Origin of the sequence: Andreprevotia lacus DSM 23236, from assembly GCF_900176275.1 — a bacterium.
Lineage (GTDB): Bacteria > Pseudomonadota > Gammaproteobacteria > Burkholderiales > Chitinibacteraceae > Andreprevotia > Andreprevotia lacus.
Genome location: NZ_FWXD01000011.1, coordinates 1 through 19,199, shown reverse-complemented (window position 1 = coordinate 19,199; position 19,199 = coordinate 1). Strand labels below are relative to the sequence as shown.

Below are 19,199 nucleotides of genomic sequence, written 5' to 3'. Positions count from 1 at the left end.
TCAAATATGGAGGATGCCCATGCACAGCACCATTGCAATCTGCCTGCTGCTGGCAAGTGCCGTGCTGTCCATGCAAACCGCCTCTGCCCGCCCAGCCGACTGGTATCACTGGAAGAGCAAGGGTGACGGCCACTTGATCTGCGTGCAGGCCTATCCCGGCAGCGGTTGGGAGCAGGCAGACGGCCCCTACCCCGATCACAACTGCACCCGCCCATCGCCAGTTCCCACAGCCGTCAATATCAAGCGCTAAAACCAGCCTGCAGCCACATGCCCGCACGCGGCAAATAGAGCGCTGTCGCCACCGGCTGACCGGTCAGTTGCGCCAACAACGCGGCATAGCTGGCCAGCTGGCCTGCATGCTGCTTCTGCATGCGTGCGGCGAACGCATCGCCCGTTTCATCATCGTGCGGCCGGGCCGTCTTGAAATCGACCACCAGCCAGCCGGCATCGGTCTGCAGCGCGAGATCGATCACCGCCACCTTGCCAGCCGCATCAACCAAGCGCCATTCGCGCCGCGCCGGCTGCCCCAGCAACCAGCGGCCACGCTCATCATTCATGGTGGCCAACAAGGCATCGTGCACGACCTGCGCGGCCGTACCGGCCTCATGCTGCGCCAGCCCGGCTCGCTGCAACTGCCGCTGCATCTGCGCTTGCGCTGCGGCCAACTGGCTGGCCGGCCAAGCCGCCAGGCCGTCTATCCCGATGCGCTCCAACCACGCATGCAGCACCGTGCCGGTAATGGCCTCCACCGACGCACCTACCAGTTCAAAACGCCCAAAGGCCGGCTCGGCTGACGTCAGCTCGGCCTGCGGTGGCAGATGCGCCTGCGGCACGAAAGTAAACGCAGGCGGCGCAGCTGGTCCGGCATGGGCAACCGCACCGTGCAGCTCGGCCGGTGGCGTTTGCGGCCCCAGCACGGGATAGAGCCGTGCCAGCAGGCTGGATGATTGCGGTGCCTTCACCTCGCCATTCTTGCTGCTGATCGCCAGCTCGCCCACCAGATGCAGCCGGCGCTTGGCACGCGTAGCAGCCACGTAGAGCAGCCGGTCCAGCTCGTAAGCGGCGCGGCGCTTGTTGCGCTCGCCCAGATAGCGCGACACCGGGTCGGCATCGCGCTCGGCCAGTGGCTTGATCGGCCCCAGCAACAGCCGGCCTTGTGTCACCTCCAGCCGCAGCAACGGCGGGTGGTCGGGCGGCGCCTTGCGGTGCAGCCCTGGCAAGATGACGGTATCGAACTGCAAGCCCTTGGACTTGTGCATGGTCATGATCTCGACCCGGTTGGCGGCGGGGTCGGGCGTGGCGTAGAGCTTGGCCAGTGCGGTCTCCAGCTCGGCCGGATCGAGCGCGCCATAGGGCGCCAGGGTATCGAGCAGCTGGAAAAAGCGCTCGGCATCGACCGCATCACGCGCAGCGGCGTAAATGGCCGGCCCCTGCAGCCGTCGCCATACCTGCTCCACCCAGGCCGCAAACGGCAGCGTGCCACTGGCATTGCGCTCATCCAGCAGGATGGGCAATACCGCATCGAGCCGCGCACGTTGCCCGGGCAACAGTTCATCCAGGCGCGGCGCATGCTGCAGCAAAGACGGCACGGCCGAGGCATGGTCGTGGCCGCACAGCACGGTCAGGCTGTGCAGCGTAAGGCCGCACCACGGCGCGCGCAGCACGCACAGCCAGGCCAGCCGGTCGCCCGGGTGGGCCAGCGCGCGCGTCAGCTGCACCAGATCGGCCACTACCGGCCGTTGTGCCAGCGGCACCAGATCGACCGCGCGATGCGCGATGCCGGCCTGTGCCAGCCTGCGTGCGATGCGATAGGCGTGGTTCTTGGCGCGCACCAGTATGGCCACCGTGCCCTTGTCATCCGCTTCCAGCGCCTGCTGAACCAGCGCCAGCACTTGCTGGGCTTCATCCATAGCGGCACTGCCATCATCACGGCGCCATACCGGGTGAAAACTGACCGCATCACCAGCCAACGCCGCATTGAATGCCGCCGAGCGCGCATAGGCAATGGCGCTGCTGTCGGCATCGTCATGCGCCGGGAACAGCCGCACAAAGGTCTGGTTCACCCAATCGACAATGCCGGCCTGCGAGCGGAAATTATCAGTCAACGCCAGAAAACCCGGCGCGATCTCGCCCACGCCATGATCACGAACGGCCAGGAACAAGCCCACATCCGCCTTGCGGAAGCGGTAGATCGACTGCATCGGGTCGCCCACCAGAAACAGCGTGCGCCCGTCGCCGGGCTGCCAGCCGGCGGTGAGCTTGCCCAGCAGATCAATCTGCGGCTGGCTGGTGTCCTGGAATTCGTCGATCAGCAGGTGGCGGATGCGTGCATCCAGCCGCAACAGCAGCTCGCTGGGTGCATCACTCTGGCCGAGTGCGTCGAGCGCGCGGCTGGCGATTTCGGTGAAATCGACCTCGCCCTGCTCGGCAAAGCGCACCAGCAATTGCGCCGCCGCGAGCTTGAGCGTGGCCAGCAGTGCCGCCAACGTGCGCCATTGCGCATCGTCGAACTGCGGTTGTGGCAAGGTATGCACGGCGGCAAGGCGCGTGATCCATTCGGCCAGCGGGTCAACGCCCTGCTGGTCCAGCCACAGCGCCATGGCCTCCTTGTGTGCACAGCCGGGTGGAAAGCCCAGATTCTTGTTCAGCCCGCGCGGGCTGCGCAGTTTGCCGCCTGTGAGCAGCAGGGTCTGCAGCGCCTGCCACTGCGGCAGCGCCTGTGGTGTGCACGACAGCGGCACGTCGCCCCAGCCGGCCAGTGCGGTCAATACACCGGGCTTTTCCGGCTCCAGCAGCTCGGCCGACTGCCGCGCCAGCGGCGCCAGCTCGTGATACCAGCCGAAGGGCATCGCATCGCTCAGCGCCTGCAGCTCCTCGATCACCACCGCCTGCAGATTGTGTTCCAGCAATTCGCGATCGTGCTGCAGCCCCTCAGCGTCAAAGGCACTGGCCATGCTGCCCAGCAGCGGCAACCACTGGTCGCGGCTGGCCAGCATATCGGCCAGCAGCGCTTCGGTCGCGGCAAGGTCTACATCAAGGTGATGCACCAGGGTGCGGATCGGTTCGCCCAGCAGCGCGTGATCGGCCAGCGCCAGCGTGGCGCGCGCCGCCGCTTGGTAGTGCGGGCGTGCATCATCCACCGTGGCCGGCATGCCGCCAAGCTGGCTCAGATACGGCATGCGCCGCACCAGACCGGCGCAGAACGAGTCAATGGTCTGTATGGTCAGCCGGCCGGGGTGGTCAAGCAGATGCCAGCCCTGCCGTGCATCGTGCTCCAGCACGGCACGCGCCAGTTGCCAGCTGCGCCGCGCGTGCTCGGCATCCGGCGCCGGGCCGCGTGCGGCGGCCAGCTTGTGCATCACGCGCGCGTGCATTTCCGCTGCGGCCTTGCGCGTGAAGGTAATGGCGACGACTTCCTCGGGCCGCTCCACGGTGGGCAGCAAGGCCAGAATGCGGTCGGTCAACAGCTCGGTCTTGCCCGAGCCAGCCGGCGCCTGCACCAGATACGATGCGGCAGCATCTACGGCCTGCAGCCGTTGCTGCCAGTCTTGTGGCTGCTTGCCGCTCACGCGCCCTCCTCCTCGTCCTGCTCCAGCGTCACGCGCAGGAAGGGCAGTGCATCACAATAGTCGAGCGCACCGGGCTGTTCGGTGCTGTTGGCCGCATGGCCGGCTACGAATTCATCGGCCAGCATGTGGATGGCCTGCTGCCAGCGCGCGCGCAGTCCGTCCCAGTCCAGACCGCCCAGCGCATCCTTGTCCGGGTCCAGCTCGGCCAAGGTCGGCACGCCGGGCAAGCCCAAGGCCACGTCAGCCACGCCGCGCGCACCGACTTCGCGCGCATGCAGGCCGGCCAGCAGCACGCCGCGCACATCGTCGGCCATGGCCGATGCATACAACGGCAGTTGCAGCTCGGTGGGCCTGTCCTTGGCCCAGCCGGAAATATCCAGCCGCTTGCCAGTCTTGTAGTCGACCACCACCGCGCTGCCATCGGCCAGCCGGTCCAGCCGGTCCAGCCGCAGATTCAGATTGAGCGGGCCATGGCGCCAGGTATGCGGTGCCTCGGTGGCGGCCACCGCGAATGGCAGGCGGCCTAGCTCCAGTTCGAGCCATGCGGCGATCACGCTGCTGGCGCGTGCGCATTCCAGATTGCGGATCACTGGCGGCAGGTCTTCCAGGCAGCGCGGCGCCGCCTCCTCCACCGCCTGCGCGATCAGCGCCGGCAAGCGGCCTTCGGCATGTGCCGCTTGCAACGTGGCCGAATCGGCCAGTTGCCGCCACAGTGTTTCCATGGCCTTGTGCATGAATACGCCACGCAGGCTGAGTGGTACTTGCTCGGCATAGGCTGGCAGTTCACGCGCGCCCAGGCGGTAGCGCACATAGGCCCACAGCGGGTTGCGCGCCTGTGCCTCCAGCACCGCCACGCCGCCGTTGACCACGTCTTTTTCATTCAGCGCTGGGCCTTGTTCGTCCACTGCGGTATCGAGCGCGATGGGTTCGACTGCAACTTCCGGCAGTGGCCGCCACGCCGTCGGCAGCAGATCGGCAATCAGTGGCGACGGGCGCAGCTCGCGCTCGCCATCCAGCTCGGCATGGCTGACGATGACCTCAGGCGCGGCATCACGCAGCGCGGCAAACAGCGCCTGCGCATAGGCCAACTCGCGCTCGGGTGTGGCACGTGGCGCGCCGGCAGCGCGCAGCGCGGTCAGCGGCAGCAGCGGGTTAGGCTTGGGAATGCTCGGCAACACGTCGTCGGTCATGCCCAGCATCCACACGCCGTCCCAGCGCTCGCCTTCGGCTTCCAGCAGGCCCAGCACGTCCAGCCGAGCCAGTGCGCTGCGTTGTGGCTGGAAGGGTGTTTCGCGCGCCAGGCGCTGCAGCAATTGCACTGCGCCACGCGCATTCAGCTCGCCGGCCACACCGGCCAGCCCGGCAAAGCGGGTCAGCAATGCCTTGAATTCGTCCTGCACCTGGAAGGCCGCGCTATCCAGCCCGCGCTCGCCCGGGAAACCCAGCGCGGTCAGGCTGGCCACGAAGCGGCGGGCCCAGATGTCGCTGCGCGCATTGCGCCGGCCATCGTCGAAGGCGGCACGCGCCTGTGGCCACGCAGCAGAGAGTTGCGGGCAGGTAAACAGCTGGCGCAGCCATTCATGCGGGCCCACCTGCATGCTGCCCCGCCAGCGCCATTGCGCGTCCAGCCGCGCACGTTCACCGGCTTCGGACAGATCGCCCACGCAATGCCCGGCCAGCAGCGCCGCACCCAGCTCCGCCGGGCTCCAGCTGCCGAAACCGGCCAGTACGGTAAGCCACGCCAGTGCGGCCTGCACCAGCGGCCAGTCGGCCAACGGCCGGCCAATGGCGATGTTGAACAGATCGGGGTTGCCCAGCGTCTGCACCAGCACGCGGCGTGCAAACGGCGCATCGTTTTCCAGCCGGGGGGCCAGGATGGCATAGCGGCCATCCGGGTCGGCCTGCAGTTTGCGCGCGGCCCACTGCGCGGCGGCGCGCCACTCGGCAGTGCGGTCAGCCGCCATGAAACGCGCAGGCGCAGTGCTGACCTGCGGCGGGGCTTCTTCCAGTTGATGACACTGCGTACCTTGCGCGCCCATCGCCGCCAGCAAGCGCTGCATGCGCGGCGAGAGATCGCGAAAACCGGCCAGCACCAGATGCAGCGGGGCACGCAACTTGCCCTGCTCCAGCAGCCGCACGGTGCGCTCGATGGCCTGCTCACCATCTTCAGCATCCAGCCGGGCCAGCAACTTGCGGTAGCGCTGCTGCCAGCGCACCAGCTGGCGCGATTCATCGGTTTCATCGACGGCATGCAGGCGCAGTGCCCACTCGCGGATCAGGCTGTCGGCCTCGGCCGCCAGTGCGGCCAGCTGGCGCTCGTCGAACAGCGGACGGTCTTTTTCTTCCTGCTTGATGGCCTGCGCCCACAGCAACTGGGCAGCGAAACCATCCAGCACCTGTACCGGCACGGCCTCGTCGGGCACAAACAACGCCGCATCGGCCTGCTGCGCATGCCAGGCAGCCAGCGGCAGGATGGCCGGCAACTCCGCAGCCGCCTGCCCGTTATGCACCAATTGCTGCACAAAAGCCGTGTTCAGCCGCCGCGCCAGACGGTTGTTTACCGTCAGCACCACGGTTTGCGCGGCGGGCAGCGCATGCAGATCGGGCATCTGCAGCGGTATAAGGGCCAGGAAAGAGGTCATGAACGAGCGGAGTCTGTGGCGCCGCCATCATACCAGTTCGGCACCTGCCTACGCGCTGGTGACCAAGGCGGATCGGGTGCAGGCGCCGCATCCACCGCCGCCTGCCCCCCTCCTCTCGCAATGGCCGGCCCTCTGGCCGGCGACAAGCGGCAAGGCCAACACCTTTACAAATAAGAACTATTATCATTAACATGCAGACATGACGACACCACCCCCTACCCCGGCATCTGCCCCCATCACGCCGGAGACCAGAATCATCGATAGCCAGGCACTGCTCGGCACCCAGCGCACTGCCATCATCGAGCACAATGGCGTGCGCTATACCTTGCAGGAAACCCGTCAAGGCAAGCTGATCCTGACCAAATGAGCACGCCGATTGCCACGTCTTGCATTAACATGCGGGCGTGAAGCCAAGCCCGAATTCCCTTTTCAAACTAACGCCGGCGCGGGTGCTGCTCTTGCTGCTGGCGCTGCTGCTCGTCGCTGTGCTGGCGTCCGCGCTCAGCGGTGCCGTATCGCTGCCACTGGCTGCGCTACCCCGTTTGCTGCGCGGCGACGCTGGCGACGATGCTGCACTGTGGCTCAACGTGCTGCTGCAGGTGCGTCTGCCGCGCATCGTGCTGGCCGTCACCGCCGGCGCAGGCTTGGCGGTATCCGGTGCGGCCATACAGGCGCTGTTCCGCAACCCGCTGGCCGAGCCGGGCTTGATCGGCATCTCGCTCGGCGGCGCGCTGGGCGCCGTGGCTGCCATCGTACTTGGCGCCCCGACCTTGCCTGTCATCATTCCCGCCGCTTTTGCCGGCAGCCTGCTGGCCACCGCACTGGCCTACCAGCTGGGCAGCCGGCAAATCGGCGTTGCCAATCTCTTGCTGGCCGGCATTGCCATCAATGCCCTTTGCGGTAGCGTGATCGGCCTGTTTACCTATCAAGCCGACGACGGGCAGCTACGCTCGCTCACCTTCTGGAACCTGGGCAGTCTGAGTGGTGCCAGCTGGCCACTGCTGGCCTGGCTGGTGCCGTGGGTAGCGCTGCTGTGCTGGCGGCTATGCCGTGACTGGCGCGCACTGAATGCGCTGTTGCTGGGCGAGCGCGAAGCCCAGCATCTGGGCTTTGCACTGGCGCCGCTGCGCCGCCGCATCATCGTTGCCGTTGCCTTGCTGGTGGGGCCGCTGGTGGCCATCACCGGCGCCATCGGCTTCATTGGCCTGATCGTGCCGCACCTACTGCGTCTGCCCTTGGGCAGCGACCACCGCTGGCTGCTGCCCAACAGCATCGTGGCCGGCGCACTCTGCCTGACCCTGGCTGACTGGCTGGCACGTGTCGCCATGGCCCCATCCGAAATTCCCATCGGCATCGTCACCAGCCTGGTGGGCGGGCCCTTCTTCATCTGGCTGCTGGTCAGGCAAGGGCGCGCATGCTGACCGCCCGGGCACTGGCCTGCGCACGCGGCCATCGCACCGTGCTGTCGGGCATTGATCTGACGCTACCTGCCGGCAGTGTATGGGGTGTGCTGGGCGCCAACGGTGCCGGTAAATCAACCTTACTGGCCACCTTGGCAGGCGAGCTGACACCGGCCGGTGGCGCTGTCACCCTGCACGGCAAACCGCTGGCACAGTTGCGCAGCAGCGAGCTGGCACGGCAACGCGCCGTGCTGCCGCAAGCGCCTTCGCTGGCTTTCGATCTGGATGTGGGTAGCGTGGTGGCGATGGGCGCCTATCCCTATCCAGAACTCTCACCTGCTGCCTTGCATGACTTGCAGCAACGCACGCTGGCCTATGCCGATATTGCCGACCTTGGCCAGCGCCGCTATCTGTCGCTGTCCGGTGGCGAGCAGCAGCGCGTGCAGCTGGCGCGCGTGCTGCTGCAATTGCTGGCCTGCAAAGGCCGCAGCGAATACCGTTTACTGCTGCTGGATGAACCCACTGCCAACCTCGACCCGCGCCATCAGCGGCAATTGCTGGATGCCGTTGCCGCGCTGGCTCGCGATGAGGGCATCGCTGCGCTGCTGGTATTGCATGACGTCAACCTGGCGGCGCGCTGGTGCGACCGCTTGCTGCTGCTGGCAGATGGCAAAGCCATCGCTGCCGGTACACCGGCCGAGGTGCTGACCCCCGCCCACCTGGAGGCGGCATACGGCCTGCCGGCGCATGTGCTGGCCCATCCCGACGGGGCCGATTACCCGCTGGTGCTGTTTGCCTGAACCACTGCTGGCGGGCGGGCGTAATGGATATCCCACTCGCTCTCGCCACTCTGCACAAAACCGTGCCGGCGATAAAAGCGGTTGGAATCGCTGTCACGCAAGGCGCCGACATGCACTGGCAGGCCAATCGCGTCAGCGTGCGCGAACACATGCGCCAGCACTGCTGCGCCCAGCCCGCACCCTTGCTGATCTGGCTCGATATACAGGTGATCCAGCTCCAGGCTGTCCGGCAGTGCCCGCAATGCATAGAAACCGGCACACACATCGCCCAGCATGATCTTGCAGGTGGCGGCAGGGTGAAAGCTGTCGCGAAAACGTGCCCGTGCTCGCTCGGGGTCAAAGCGGCCGATGCGCGCCAGACTGGGCCGCATGGCGCGGATGCGCAGCGCCAGCAGTGCCTCGAAATCCTGTGCTTGCGCAGGCAGATAAACAGGTGTCATTCGGAAACCATGGGATTGTTGCGTTGCAAGGCTGGCCAATGCCAGCGTAGCCACACGCGCCACTGGCGCAACAACTCGGCATCACCGCTATCAGGCCAGAGCGGCACGGCCAATCTGCGGCCATCAACATGCAGGTGCAGCACCGTCAGCCAGCCGGTTACCCGGGTGGACGGCTGCAGCATGGCATCCTCGCTGCGGCCGTCCGGCCAGTCCAGCCTGATCTGACCGTCGGGCAAAGCGCTCAGGCGCAACGGCAGCACCGTGCGCCGCGCCTGCCACCACGATAGCGCGATCAGCAGCGATGCCGGCGGCCACCATGGCAACGGGAGCGCAATGGTCACCGCCAGCGCAAGCGCATGGCAGGTGACCAACAAGCCGCGCGCCCGGCGCGACGGCCCAAGCAGCAAGGATGGCGGCTGCACGCTTACTCGTTGATCTGCACGCTACCGTTCACCGAGACCGAAACGCGGCTCTCGCCACCCTCCAGCGCCGGTGCAGAATCAGCCGCCATGGCCGCAGCCTTGAAAGTGCGCTGCATGACCGGAACAGGCTGCGGTGCCGGGCCGGTATTCACATTGATATTGACCACCTTCCAGCTCTGGCCGGCCATGGTCTTGCGGATCAGATCGGCACGCTGACGGAAGGCCTTGAGGCTTTCTTCGATCAGCTCGTTCTCGACCTGGTCACGCTGCTGCTCCGATACGCCATAGCGCACATCGGCCAGTTGCAGGCCGGGGCCGCCGTTGGCCGACTGCAATTGGCCCAGCACCCTCGACAGCGCGGCAAAATCGCGGCTGCTCAGGCGCAACTCGCCACGACCACGCCAGCCCTGCTGCTTGCCGGTCTTGTTGTCGTACACCGGATAGGTGGAATAGCCAGTACCGCCCGATTGCACCACCGGCACTTGCTTGACAATCTTGATGGCCTGCGCCAGCGGCTGGTTGACGCGGTCAGCCAGCTTGGTCGGATCGGCCTCGGTCAGCTCGACAAAGAGCGTGGCATAGGCAATGTCATTGCCGACCTCGCGGCTGGCATTGGCCTCCAGATTCACCACGTTGTAATTGAGCGTTTCAGCCCAGGCGGTCGTGGCCAGTGTGGCAACAAACAGCGAAGCGATCAGACGTTGCATGCAAACTCCCGGATTTCGTTCAGATTCAAAAGTGCGGCATGGGCAAAAAAAACGGCGCCCCAGGCGCCGCTTGCTGACTGCTTGCCGGATTACCCGCCGCCTCAGCCCCATGCCCATACAAGCATGTAACGGGGGCCGGAACAAAACGGGGTGAATCCGCGCAAAAAAATCAGTGGTATCCGTGGTCGGACGGCGTGTTATGGATATCCTCGTCCACGCTGTCCATTACGCCAAGGTGAATTTCCACGTCAAACCAATCCCAGAACAACTTCAGATTGCGCTTCTTGGGCCAAAGTTCCTCGTCACCTACCCACGAAGACAGCTCCATTTCGAACAGCTTCTCGGCAATTTCATCGATATGGGCAATGCCGTCTTCCGGCTCGGCGGCCTCCGGGATCAGGATCACCGTACAGTCGCTGCGGATGTCTTCCAGCGTAAGGGGGATATCGTTGCCCGGCAGGGCCAGCAGCCAGTCCAGAAACGGTTGCTTGGGTCGGATCAGGGCGACGGAACGATCAACGATGAACATATGGGGCAAAACTCCTGACTGGATTCGGGCGACAGTATTTTTAACCAGAACTAAAATGGCAATGTGTCATCACACCGTCGTGGCGAGAGGGTATCATGGCAAGCTCTCCCTTCGGCAATCCGGGCCATGCCACCGCAACGCGTTGACGCACTCAGCCACGCCCGGAAGCAATCCTTCTTTCTGTCCATTGCGCATCATGAGTGAAGCGTTCACTACACCTAACCGCAAGATCGTCGGCTGGCGCGCCGCGATCATCCTCAATCCTGCCACCCCGCCGCTGCTGGGCCGCGTGGTTGAGGCGTCCAGCAACACGCTGGTGCTGCTGGCCGACCAGGAAATCCGCAGCGGGCAAACCTGCCGGCTGTTCATTGATCTGCCCGGCGGCGCAGAAAAACGCTACCTCGACTGCAAGATCAAGATCACCACAGCCACCTTGATGGGGCAAATCAGTCGCTTCAAACTGATCGGCCAGATCGTCGATCTGTCCGATCAGCAACGCGACCTGCTCAACCGCGCACTGGGCTGAGCGCCGCCGCAGCGGCGCCCTACCCACAAGACTTACTCCTGCCCTGCCTTGCCACGACGGCGTCTGACCGGCGGCACGGCATCGTCCGGCGCGGCCTTTACCACTTCCGCAGCAGGTTTCTGCAGCAAACTGGCCACCTGCCGGGCCGGCGCCCGGCCGATGCGCCTGGGTGCCGGCACATCAGCGACCTTGGCTGGCTGAGCCGCTGCCGGTGTCAATGCAGCTGCTGCAGGCTTGCGTTTGCGCGCGGGTTCGGCCACTGGCGCCGGAGCCTGCAACAAGGCGGCCGTCGCCGGCGCTTTACCACGCGGCACCTTCGCAGCACCGGACGCAGGAGCCGCCGCTACCGGGGTGACGGGCGGTACGGCACGCACGGTGGCACGCTTGCCCGCAGTTTTGGGCTGCGCCGGCTGGCTGGCCGGTGCCGGGGCAGGTTTGGCGTTGGACTGCGCAACCGGCTTGACTGCCTTGCCGATCTGCCTGGAGGCGTCTTTCACCGGGGTTGCTGCGGGCGCCTTTGCAACCGTGGCAGCACTGCCCTTGCCCGCAAGGGGCGTTGCCGATGGCTTGGCTGCAGGCTTGGAGCTGGCCGCAGCAGGCGTAGCTGCCTTGGGCGGAGCACGTTTCTTGCCGGCCGGTGCCGGGTTGGCAGTGACGGCTACAGCCTTGGCGGGCACCGCTTCAGCCGGGGCCTTGCTACGCTTGGGCTTGGCGGCCGGTGCCGGAGCACCCGGCGCTTCCACCACGACCGGCGTGGCCTCTACCGGAATGAAGTCAATCTTGTTCGACTCCATATCGACCCGCACCACCTTCACGCGCAGGCGGTCGGTCAGCTTGTAGAGCTTGCCGCTGCGCTCGCCGCGCATTTCGTGGCGGCGGTCGTCGTAATGGAAATAGTCCTTCCCCAGCTCAGACACGTGCACCAGCCCTTCGACATACAAATGATCGAGCTGCACGAACAGGCCAAAGCTGGTGACGGCAGAAATGGTACCTTCGAACTCCTCGCCCACCTTGTCGCGCATGAAATAGCACTTGAGGAAGTTGAGCACATCGCGGCTGGCATCGTCGGCGCGGCGTTCGGTCATCGAGCACTGCTGGCCCAGTTGCTCCCACTTGTGCGAGGGTTTGTACTTCTTGCCCGCCAGCACCGCCTTGATCGCGCGGTGCAGCAGCAAATCCGGGTAGCGGCGGATCGGCGAGGTGAAATGCGCATACGCCTCGTAACTCAGGCCGAAGTGGCCGGCGTTCTCCGGCGTGTACACCGCTTGTGACAGACTGCGCAGCAGCATGGTCTGCAGCAGCTCGGCATCCGGGCGCTTCTTGATCTCCTCAAGTACCTGTGCGTAATCCTTGGCGGTCGGGATCTCGGCACCGGGCAGCGACAGGCCGCAGCTGCGCAGGTACTCGCGCAGCTTGTCCAGCTTGGCCTCATTGGGCCCTTCATGCACGCGGTAGAGCACCGGGTGCTTTTTCTTCAGCATGTAGTTGGCGGCGCAGACATTGGCCGCCAGCATGCATTCCTCGATCAGCCGGTGTGCATCGTTGCGCACCACCGGCACAATCTCGCGGATCTTGCCCTGCTCGTCGAAGCGGATTTCGGTTTCGGTCGTTTCAAAATCAATGGCACCGCGCTGCTGGCGCGCAGTCAGAAAGGTCTGGAACAGTGCATACAGCGTTTGCACATGCGGCAGCACCTTCTTGTATTGCGCAGCGGTTTCACCCTTGGGGTTGGAGAGCATGTCCCACACCTTGGTGTAGGTCAGCCGCGCCTTGGAATGCATCACCGCCGGATAGAACTTGTATTTGGTGATCGCGCCATCGGCAGCCACCTGCATGTCACACACCATGCACAAACGATCCACTTCCGGATTCAGCGAGCAGATGCCGTTGGACAGTGCCTCCGGCAGCATGGGGATCACGCGGCGCGGAAAATACACCGAATTGCCGCGCTCGAAGCTGGTCTGGTCCAGTGCGTCATCGGGCTGCACGTAGTGGCTGACATCGGCAATCGCTACCACCAGCCGCCAGCCCTTGCCCTTTTTCTCTGCATACACGGCATCGTCGAAATCGCGCGCGGTTTCGCCGTCAATGGTTACCAGCGGCAACGCGGTGAGATCAACGCGTTCGACGCCATCCACCGGCTTCCAGTCCTGCTTGCGCACCTTTTTCGGCGTGGCATGGCCTTGTGCCTCGGCCTCGGCCGAGAATTCATGCGGCAGATCGTGTTTGCGCAATGCAATTTCGATTTCCATGCCCGGGTCATCGTAATTACCCAGCACGTTCAGCACACGCGCAATCGGCTTCACGTGCCGTTCGGGCTGGCGGATGATTTCCACCATCACCACCTGGCCGGTTTGCGCGCCCGCGGTTTCATCCGGCGCGATCAGCAGCGCCTGGCTGATGCGCTTTTCTTCAGCCACCACGGTGCAGACGCCCTGTTCGCGATAGAAGCGCCCCACCAGCCGGCTGTTGCCACGCTCCAGCACCTCGATAACCTTGCCTTCGCGCCGGCCGCGCCGATCCAGACCGATCTGCTGCACCAGCGCACGGTCACCGTGCAATACCTTGTCCATTTCCCGTGGGCCAAGGTAAAGATCATCACTGCCGTCATCGGGGATCAGAAAACCGAAACCATCCTTGTGGCCCAACACGCGGCCGGCAATCGAATCCACCTTTTCGGGCAAGCACAAAGCGCCCTTGCGATTGATCATCAGATCGCCTTCGCGCGCCATCGCGGCAATGCGGCGATCAAAAAACGGCTGCTCGGCGGGGGTAATGGATAAATTATTCGAGAGTTCGACCGGATCAAGCGGTGCGCCCGCCTCGGCCAGTTGTTGCAGAATAAATTCCCGACTGGGCAATGGGTTATCGTATCGCTCGCGTTCGCGCTCCAGCCACGGGTCTTGATCACGCAGACTGCGTTTTTTGTTGTTTCTTGTCGATTGTCGATTTTTTTGCGTTTTATTTGTTGACATCAGTACAGGGATTCCAGATAATTGCGCCTCTTCTTGCAGCACAGCAGATTTTAGCAGCAAGCGTGGCCCAGGTGGCGGAATTGGTAGACGCACTAGGTTCAGGTCCTAGCGCTCGCAAGGGCGTGGAAGTTCGAGTCTTCTCCTGGGCACCATACTACGCTAGCTAGAACATGTTGAAACTGTTTTGAAGAAATTGCCCAGGTGGCGGAATTGGTAGACGCACTAGGTTCAGGTCCTAGCGCTCGCAAGGGCGTGGAAGTTCGAGTCTTCTCTTGGGCACCAATACCAGACAAAAAGCCCCGATCAATTGATCGGGGCTTTTTGTTTTTGCATTCCGCTCCATTCATCCCCTTTCCCCGCCCATATTTCCCCGCCACGTTGCACGGCCTGCTATTCCAATTGCAGGCAGCGACAGCAAAACCATGCCCATCCGGCATGGACAGAAACCATCCAGCGCCAGCTACCGCAAATTTACTGGCAAGCAATCCAAAAATTAGAGATCATTAATACACCAAGCATCACCCGAGTGATGTCCCGTGCCGGGCATCCCTCACCGGAGCAGAAGTACCACATGCCCACACCCCGTTTGCATGGCTACAGCGGCCTGCTGCGCCTGATCTGGCCTTTCGTGCTGGTGGTGGCATTGCTCGCCCTGCTCAGCATGGGCAGTATCAACGTGCTGTCGGCCATGCGCGCCTATGTGGCTGGCGAGAGCTTGTGGTCCAAGGGACAAAAGGACGCCATCCAGGCACTGGGCATCTACCTGGATACGCGCGACCCGGCCGCCTATGCCCGCTATCGTGAAGCCATGTCGGTACCAGAGGGCGACCGCATTGCACGCCTGACTCTGGACACCGCCAAACCCGATTTCGCTGCTGCCGAGCGGGGGTTGCTGGCTGGCGGCAACAGCCCGGCTGACATCCCCGGCATGATCTGGCTGTTCCGCACCTTCCGCAACATCAGCTACATGGATCGCGCCATCTCGGTCTGGGCGCTGGGCGACCAGCATCTGGCCCAGCTCGATACCGTGGCGCGCAGCGTGCGCAGCGCCGCCGAACAAGGCACGCTGGATGCCGCCGCCATACGCCGTGCGCGCAGCGAGCTGGACCGCATCAACAATGCGCTGACCCCGATCGAGCGCAAGTTTTCCAATACGCTGGGTGAAGCCTCGCAAGCCATACGCAATGTGCTCTATTACAGCAACTTCGGTGCCGCGCTGGTGCTGATCCTGCTGGCTGTGTGGCGCACCCGCCGTCACATGGCCGAGCGTGACCGGCTGGAAGGCGCACTACAGGCCAGTGAAGAGCGTCTGCAACTGGCGGTCAGCGGCAGTCACTATGGCGTGTGGGACTGGGACATACCCGCCAATCTGGTTTACCTGTCGCCGCAATACCGCGCACTGTTCGGCTTTCCAGGCCAGCACGACCAGCTCGACTTCGATGCCGTCTTTGCTCGCGTCCATCCGGAGGACCAGGCCACCGTACGTGCCGCCATGGCAAGCCACTTTGCCGACAACAGCGTGTATGAAACCGAGTTCAGGCTGCGCACCGCCGACGACTGCTACCGCTGGTATCACGCCCACGGCCAGGCTAGTCGCGATGGCACCGGCATACCCCAGCGCATGGCCGGCACCTTCGAGGACGTGACCGAGCGCAAACGCATGGAAGCCGCGCTGCAGGCCGAGCAGGAGCGTGCACTGGTCACGCTGGCCTCGATTGGCGACGCCGTGCTGACCACCGACACGCAGGGCAGCATCAGCTACATGAACCCGGCCGCCGAAGTCTTGCTGGGCGTGCGCCACGCCACCGGCCTGCGGTTCAGCACCACCTGCCACCTGATCGACGAGGCGCGCAACGAACAGGAATTCGACCCCGTAGGCCAGGTGCTGGCCGGCGAGTCCGCCGATACCGAAGGCCGCAACCTGTGGCTGATCCGCAAAGATGGCTCGGAAACTGCCGTGCGGCTGGTTGCCGCCCCCATGCATGACGAGGCCGGCCACATTGCCGGTGCCGCCCTCGCCTTCCACGACATGACGCGCGAGCGCCAGTTTGTTGCCCACCTGTCCTGGCAAGCCAGCCATGACGAATTGACCGGGCTGGTGAACCGGCGTGAATTCGAGCAGCGACTCGGCCGCTTGCTGGCCGAGCGGCCGCAGCGCGTCATTCACCATGCGCTGCTGTTTCTGGATCTGGACCAGTTCAAGCTGGTCAACGACACCAGCGGGCATGCCTCGGGTGACGAATTGCTGCGCCAGGTCTGCAGCACGCTGCAACGCCATCTGCGCGTTGACGACACGCTGGCGCGGCTGGGCGGCGACGAATTCGGCGTCATCCTGCAAGGCTGCCGGCTGGAACCGGCCACCCGCATTGCCGAGACGCTGCGCGAAGCCATAGAAACCCTGCATTTTGCCTGGGGCGGGCAACCCTTCAATATCAGCGTCAGCATCGGCCTTGTCGCGCTGGACGACACGCCCTACACGCTGGAAGACAGCATGCGCGCAGCCGACGTAGCGTGCTACATGGCCAAGGAGAAAGGCCGCAACCGCGTGCAGCACTACCAGCCCGGCGATGCGGAAATCACGGTGCGTTACGGCGAAATGGAATGGGTGCAGCGCATCCACCGTGCTCTGGAGGAACACCGTTTCTGCCTGTACGCACAGGATATCGTGGCGCTGGCCGAGCCCGACCACCGCCATGTGGAGCTGCTGCTGCGGCTGATCAACGACGACGGCAGCGTGGTCCCGCCCAGTGCCTTCATCCCGGCAGCGGAGCGCTACAACCTGATGCCGCTGCTGGACCGCTGGGTGGTGCGCACGGCGCTGGCCAGCATGCGCCAGCAGCCGGAAACGCTGATCTGTTCGATCAACCTGTCCGGTGCCTCCATCGGCGACGATGCTTTTCTGGAGTTCGTCTGCACTCAGCTGCAGGACAGCGGCGTCGAGGCCAGCCACGTGTGCTTCGAGATCACCGAGACCACAGCCATAGCCAACCTCAATCGCGCCACGCTGTTCATTCACGCCCTCAAGGCCAGGGGTTGCCGCTTCTCGCTCGACGACTTCGGTGCCGGCATGTCGTCGTTTGCCTACCTCAAGCACTTGCCGGTGGATTACCTGAAAATCGACGGCGCCTTCGTCAAGGGCATGGTCAATGATGCGTCCGATCGTGCCATGGTCGAGGCCATCAACCACATCGGCCACGTGATGGGCAAACGCACGATTGCCGAGTTCGTCGAGAACGAAGCCATCCTGACAACGACCCGCGAGATCGGCATCGACTATGCGCAAGGCTACGCATTGTGCAGACCACAGCCCTTTTCATTGCCCGATGCTGCAGCAACGCCGCTTCACACGGAACGCGGCAAAGATGCCGTTTCGTAAGAATTAATGCTGCAAAGCGCGAAATTTAGGCCGATATTGCAAGTATCGAAAGTGGATGCTTGACACCGATGTCGGAATTCAACGAAGCCCGCGTACTTGTCGCCGACGATGCCTCGGTCGTGCGCCAGTCCGTACGCATGACGCTGTCGCAGTCCGGCATTTCGCGCGTCGATACCGCCGCCAGCGTGGGCGAAACACGCCGTCGCCTCAAGAATGGCGTTTACGACGTGGTGCTGTGCGACTACTACTTTGGCGAGGGCACCACCGGCCAGGAGCTGCTGGAGGAAATGCGCCATACCGGCGAGCTGCCGCTGGGCACCATCTGGTTCATGATCACCGCTGAAGCCAGCTATGAAAAGGTGGTCGCGGTGGCCGAGGTCGGGCCGGACGACTACCTGATCAAGCCGTTTACCAGCGCCAAACTCACCGACCGGCTCAAGGTCGCGTGGGACAAGAAGCAGTTTTTCCGCCCCGTTTACGACAAGATCGAGCAGAACGACCCGAATGGTGCCATCGAGGTGCTGCGCGACATCCTCGAAGTGGCCGAGCAATACCGCAACGATGCGCTGCGCCTGCTTTCCAATCTGTTGTTGCAAACCGGCCGGCTGGACGAAGCCCGTGTACTGCTGGAAGAGGTGCTGCAGAACCGGGTCGTGCCGTGGGCCAAACTCAATCTCGCGCGCGTACTCAACAAGCAGGGCAACAAGACGCAGGCCGAGGCCGCGCTGCAGGCCGCCATCAACGATCACGCCCAGTATGTCGATGCCTACGAAGAACTGGCCAATATGTACATGACCGAGGGCCGGCTGGACGAGGCCATGGCCGTGTTCGACAAATGCCTGTCGATGACGCCGAACAACGTCAGCCGGCTGCAGAAGGCCGGCAACCTAGCCAACATGATGGGCGACTCGAACAAGGCGCGGCAGTTGCTGGAAAAAGCCGTCACCTGCGGCGGAAATTCATCGGTACTGGCGCCGGAAACCGTGCTGCAGCTGGCGCTGGCGGCACGCCGCGACCAAGCCTCGGCCGATGCCGAAAAATACCTGAAGATGGTCAGCGGCATCTGCCAGCGCGAGGAAACGCTGAAGAACCGCGTGGTGGGCGCACTGGCCAGCGCACTGTTCAGCGGCAAGGCCGAGGCACTCAACGATGTGGCCGAGATGCTGTCGCGCCCCGATTTCACGCTGGAGCTGGCAGTCAACTGGATCATGACTGCAGACCAGGTCTGCCCGCCTACTGTCGATGGCGAGCAAGCCAATGACAATGTACCACCCTACAAATGGCTGGCCGCGCTGGCGCGCCGCTTCATCACCACCAAATACATTTCAGGCATGCTGGAAAGCGCAGCAAGTCAGCGGCCTGCGTGGGCGCACTATATCCAGCAGGTTGGTCAGGATGTCAGCGATCTCAACCGGGACGGCGTGCAGGTACTGATGAAGAACCAGTTCAGCGAAGCACTGGCCAAGCTGCTGCCGGCCGCCGAATCCACCTACAACCACCGCCTGATGCTGTCAGCCACCCACGCCGGCATCAAGGCCATGCAGGCGGGCGAAGTGGCCGACGGCGCACGCCGCAAGCTCATCCTCACCCTCGATCAGTTTCTTGAACGGCTGGAGGGCATGACGGACGAAGGCGTGCTCTACAGCATGCGCAACGACCTTAACCAGCTCAGCGGCGGCAAATAGCTGCACGCCGCGCCGGCAAGCAAGCTAGGGCCTGTTAACACTTATTTCACGCTTGCGTTCGGGGTAGTTCGGGATGGAGCGCAAGGCGCAGAACGCGCCGCGGTACGGGTACCGCAAGCGGTTTGCAA

15 protein-coding genes and 2 tRNA genes are annotated in these 19,199 nt (G+C 64.1%); 10 read left to right on the top strand and 7 right to left on the bottom strand.

The genetic code is table 11. From position 1 onward, the window contains the following. The first annotated feature begins 19 nt into the window (after nucleotides 1–19). Complete coding sequence (locus B9A19_RS10470) at nucleotides 20–250, top strand: hypothetical protein (RefSeq protein WP_084090748.1); 231 nt, start codon at nucleotides 20–22, stop codon at nucleotides 248–250. Here the strand turns inward: B9A19_RS10470 and B9A19_RS10465 are convergent. After that, complete coding sequence (locus B9A19_RS10465; RefSeq protein ID WP_084090747.1) at nucleotides 240–3,569, bottom strand: UvrD-helicase domain-containing protein; 3,330 nt, start codon at nucleotides 3,567–3,569, stop codon at nucleotides 240–242. The genes B9A19_RS10470 and B9A19_RS10465 overlap by 11 nt on opposite strands. Next, on the bottom strand, nucleotides 3,566–6,211 hold the full coding sequence (locus tag B9A19_RS10460; RefSeq protein WP_084090746.1) for a PD-(D/E)XK nuclease family protein: 2,646 nt from the start codon (nucleotides 6,209–6,211) through the stop codon (nucleotides 3,566–3,568). Before B9A19_RS10460 ends, B9A19_RS10465 begins: the two co-directional genes overlap by 4 nt. Between B9A19_RS10460 and B9A19_RS10455 the strand changes: the two genes are divergently transcribed. The 4 genes from B9A19_RS10455 (at nucleotide 6,210) to B9A19_RS10440 (ending at nucleotide 8,411) form a co-directional block, all read left to right on the top strand. Beyond that, entirely contained in the window at nucleotides 6,210–6,401 is a 192-nt protein-coding gene (locus tag B9A19_RS10455) for a hypothetical protein (RefSeq protein WP_084090745.1), read from the top strand. The two genes, B9A19_RS10460 and B9A19_RS10455, sit on opposite strands and share 2 nt — an antisense overlap. Nucleotides 6,402–6,410: 9 nt before the next feature. Beyond that, nucleotides 6,411–6,578, top strand: a complete 168-nt coding sequence (gene hemP / locus B9A19_RS10450) for a hemin uptake protein HemP (protein ID WP_084090744.1) — start codon at nucleotides 6,411–6,413, stop codon at nucleotides 6,576–6,578. Nucleotides 6,579–6,669: 91 nt separating this feature from the next. Next, nucleotides 6,670–7,632: a FecCD family ABC transporter permease gene (locus B9A19_RS10445; RefSeq protein ID WP_245804322.1), complete on the top strand. Its 963-nt coding sequence runs from the start codon at nucleotides 6,670–6,672 to the stop codon at nucleotides 7,630–7,632. Beyond that, nucleotides 7,626–8,411 carry a heme ABC transporter ATP-binding protein gene (locus tag B9A19_RS10440; protein ID WP_084090743.1) on the top strand — a complete coding sequence of 262 codons (786 nt, stop codon included), beginning with the start codon at nucleotides 7,626–7,628 and terminating at the stop codon, nucleotides 8,409–8,411. The genes B9A19_RS10445 and B9A19_RS10440 overlap by 7 nt, the downstream gene beginning before the upstream one ends. Here the strand turns inward: B9A19_RS10440 and B9A19_RS10435 are convergent. The 4 genes from B9A19_RS10435 to B9A19_RS10420 form a co-directional block, all read right to left on the bottom strand. Then, complete coding sequence (locus tag B9A19_RS10435; protein WP_084090742.1) at nucleotides 8,387–8,851, bottom strand: GNAT family N-acetyltransferase; 465 nt, start codon at nucleotides 8,849–8,851, stop codon at nucleotides 8,387–8,389. The two genes, B9A19_RS10440 and B9A19_RS10435, sit on opposite strands and share 25 nt — an antisense overlap. Next, nucleotides 8,848–9,273, bottom strand: a complete 426-nt coding sequence (locus B9A19_RS10430) for a protein YgfX (RefSeq protein ID WP_084090741.1) — start codon at nucleotides 9,271–9,273, stop codon at nucleotides 8,848–8,850. Before B9A19_RS10430 ends, B9A19_RS10435 begins: the two co-directional genes overlap by 4 nt. Nucleotides 9,274–9,275: 2 nt before the next feature. After that, nucleotides 9,276–9,980 carry an SIMPL domain-containing protein gene (locus tag B9A19_RS10425; protein WP_176216882.1) on the bottom strand — a complete coding sequence of 235 codons (705 nt, stop codon included), beginning with the start codon at nucleotides 9,978–9,980 and terminating at the stop codon, nucleotides 9,276–9,278. Between the two features lie 169 nt (nucleotides 9,981–10,149). Then, a complete protein-coding gene (locus B9A19_RS10420; protein WP_084090739.1) occupies nucleotides 10,150–10,509 on the bottom strand; it encodes a hypothetical protein in 360 nt (119 codons plus the stop codon). A gap of 196 nt (nucleotides 10,510–10,705) precedes the next feature. Between B9A19_RS10420 and B9A19_RS10415 the strand changes: the two genes are divergently transcribed. Beyond that, nucleotides 10,706–11,035, top strand: coding sequence for a hypothetical protein (locus tag B9A19_RS10415; protein WP_084090738.1), 330 nt, complete (start codon nucleotides 10,706–10,708; stop codon nucleotides 11,033–11,035). A 32-nt stretch (nucleotides 11,036–11,067) separates the two neighbouring features. Here B9A19_RS10415 and rnr read toward each other — a convergent pair whose 3' ends face one another. Beyond that, nucleotides 11,068–13,896: a ribonuclease R gene (gene rnr / locus B9A19_RS10410; RefSeq protein ID WP_308418224.1), complete on the bottom strand. Its 2,829-nt coding sequence runs from the start codon at nucleotides 13,894–13,896 to the stop codon at nucleotides 11,068–11,070. Between the two features lie 179 nt (nucleotides 13,897–14,075). Here rnr and B9A19_RS10405 point away from each other — a divergent pair. The 4 genes from B9A19_RS10405 (at nucleotide 14,076) to B9A19_RS10390 (ending at nucleotide 19,071) form a co-directional block, all read left to right on the top strand. Beyond that, nucleotides 14,076–14,162, top strand: a tRNA-Leu gene (locus tag B9A19_RS10405). A 43-nt stretch (nucleotides 14,163–14,205) separates the two neighbouring features. After that, a tRNA-Leu gene (locus B9A19_RS10400) sits at nucleotides 14,206–14,292 on the top strand. Between the two features lie 289 nt (nucleotides 14,293–14,581). Then, a complete protein-coding gene (locus B9A19_RS10395; RefSeq protein ID WP_176216881.1) occupies nucleotides 14,582–17,386 on the top strand; it encodes an EAL domain-containing protein in 2,805 nt (934 codons plus the stop codon). Nucleotides 17,387–17,454: 68 nt separating this feature from the next. Beyond that, nucleotides 17,455–19,071, top strand: coding sequence for a tetratricopeptide repeat protein (locus B9A19_RS10390; RefSeq protein WP_084090735.1), 1,617 nt, complete (start codon nucleotides 17,455–17,457; stop codon nucleotides 19,069–19,071). The last annotated feature ends 128 nt before the right edge of the window (nucleotides 19,072–19,199 follow it).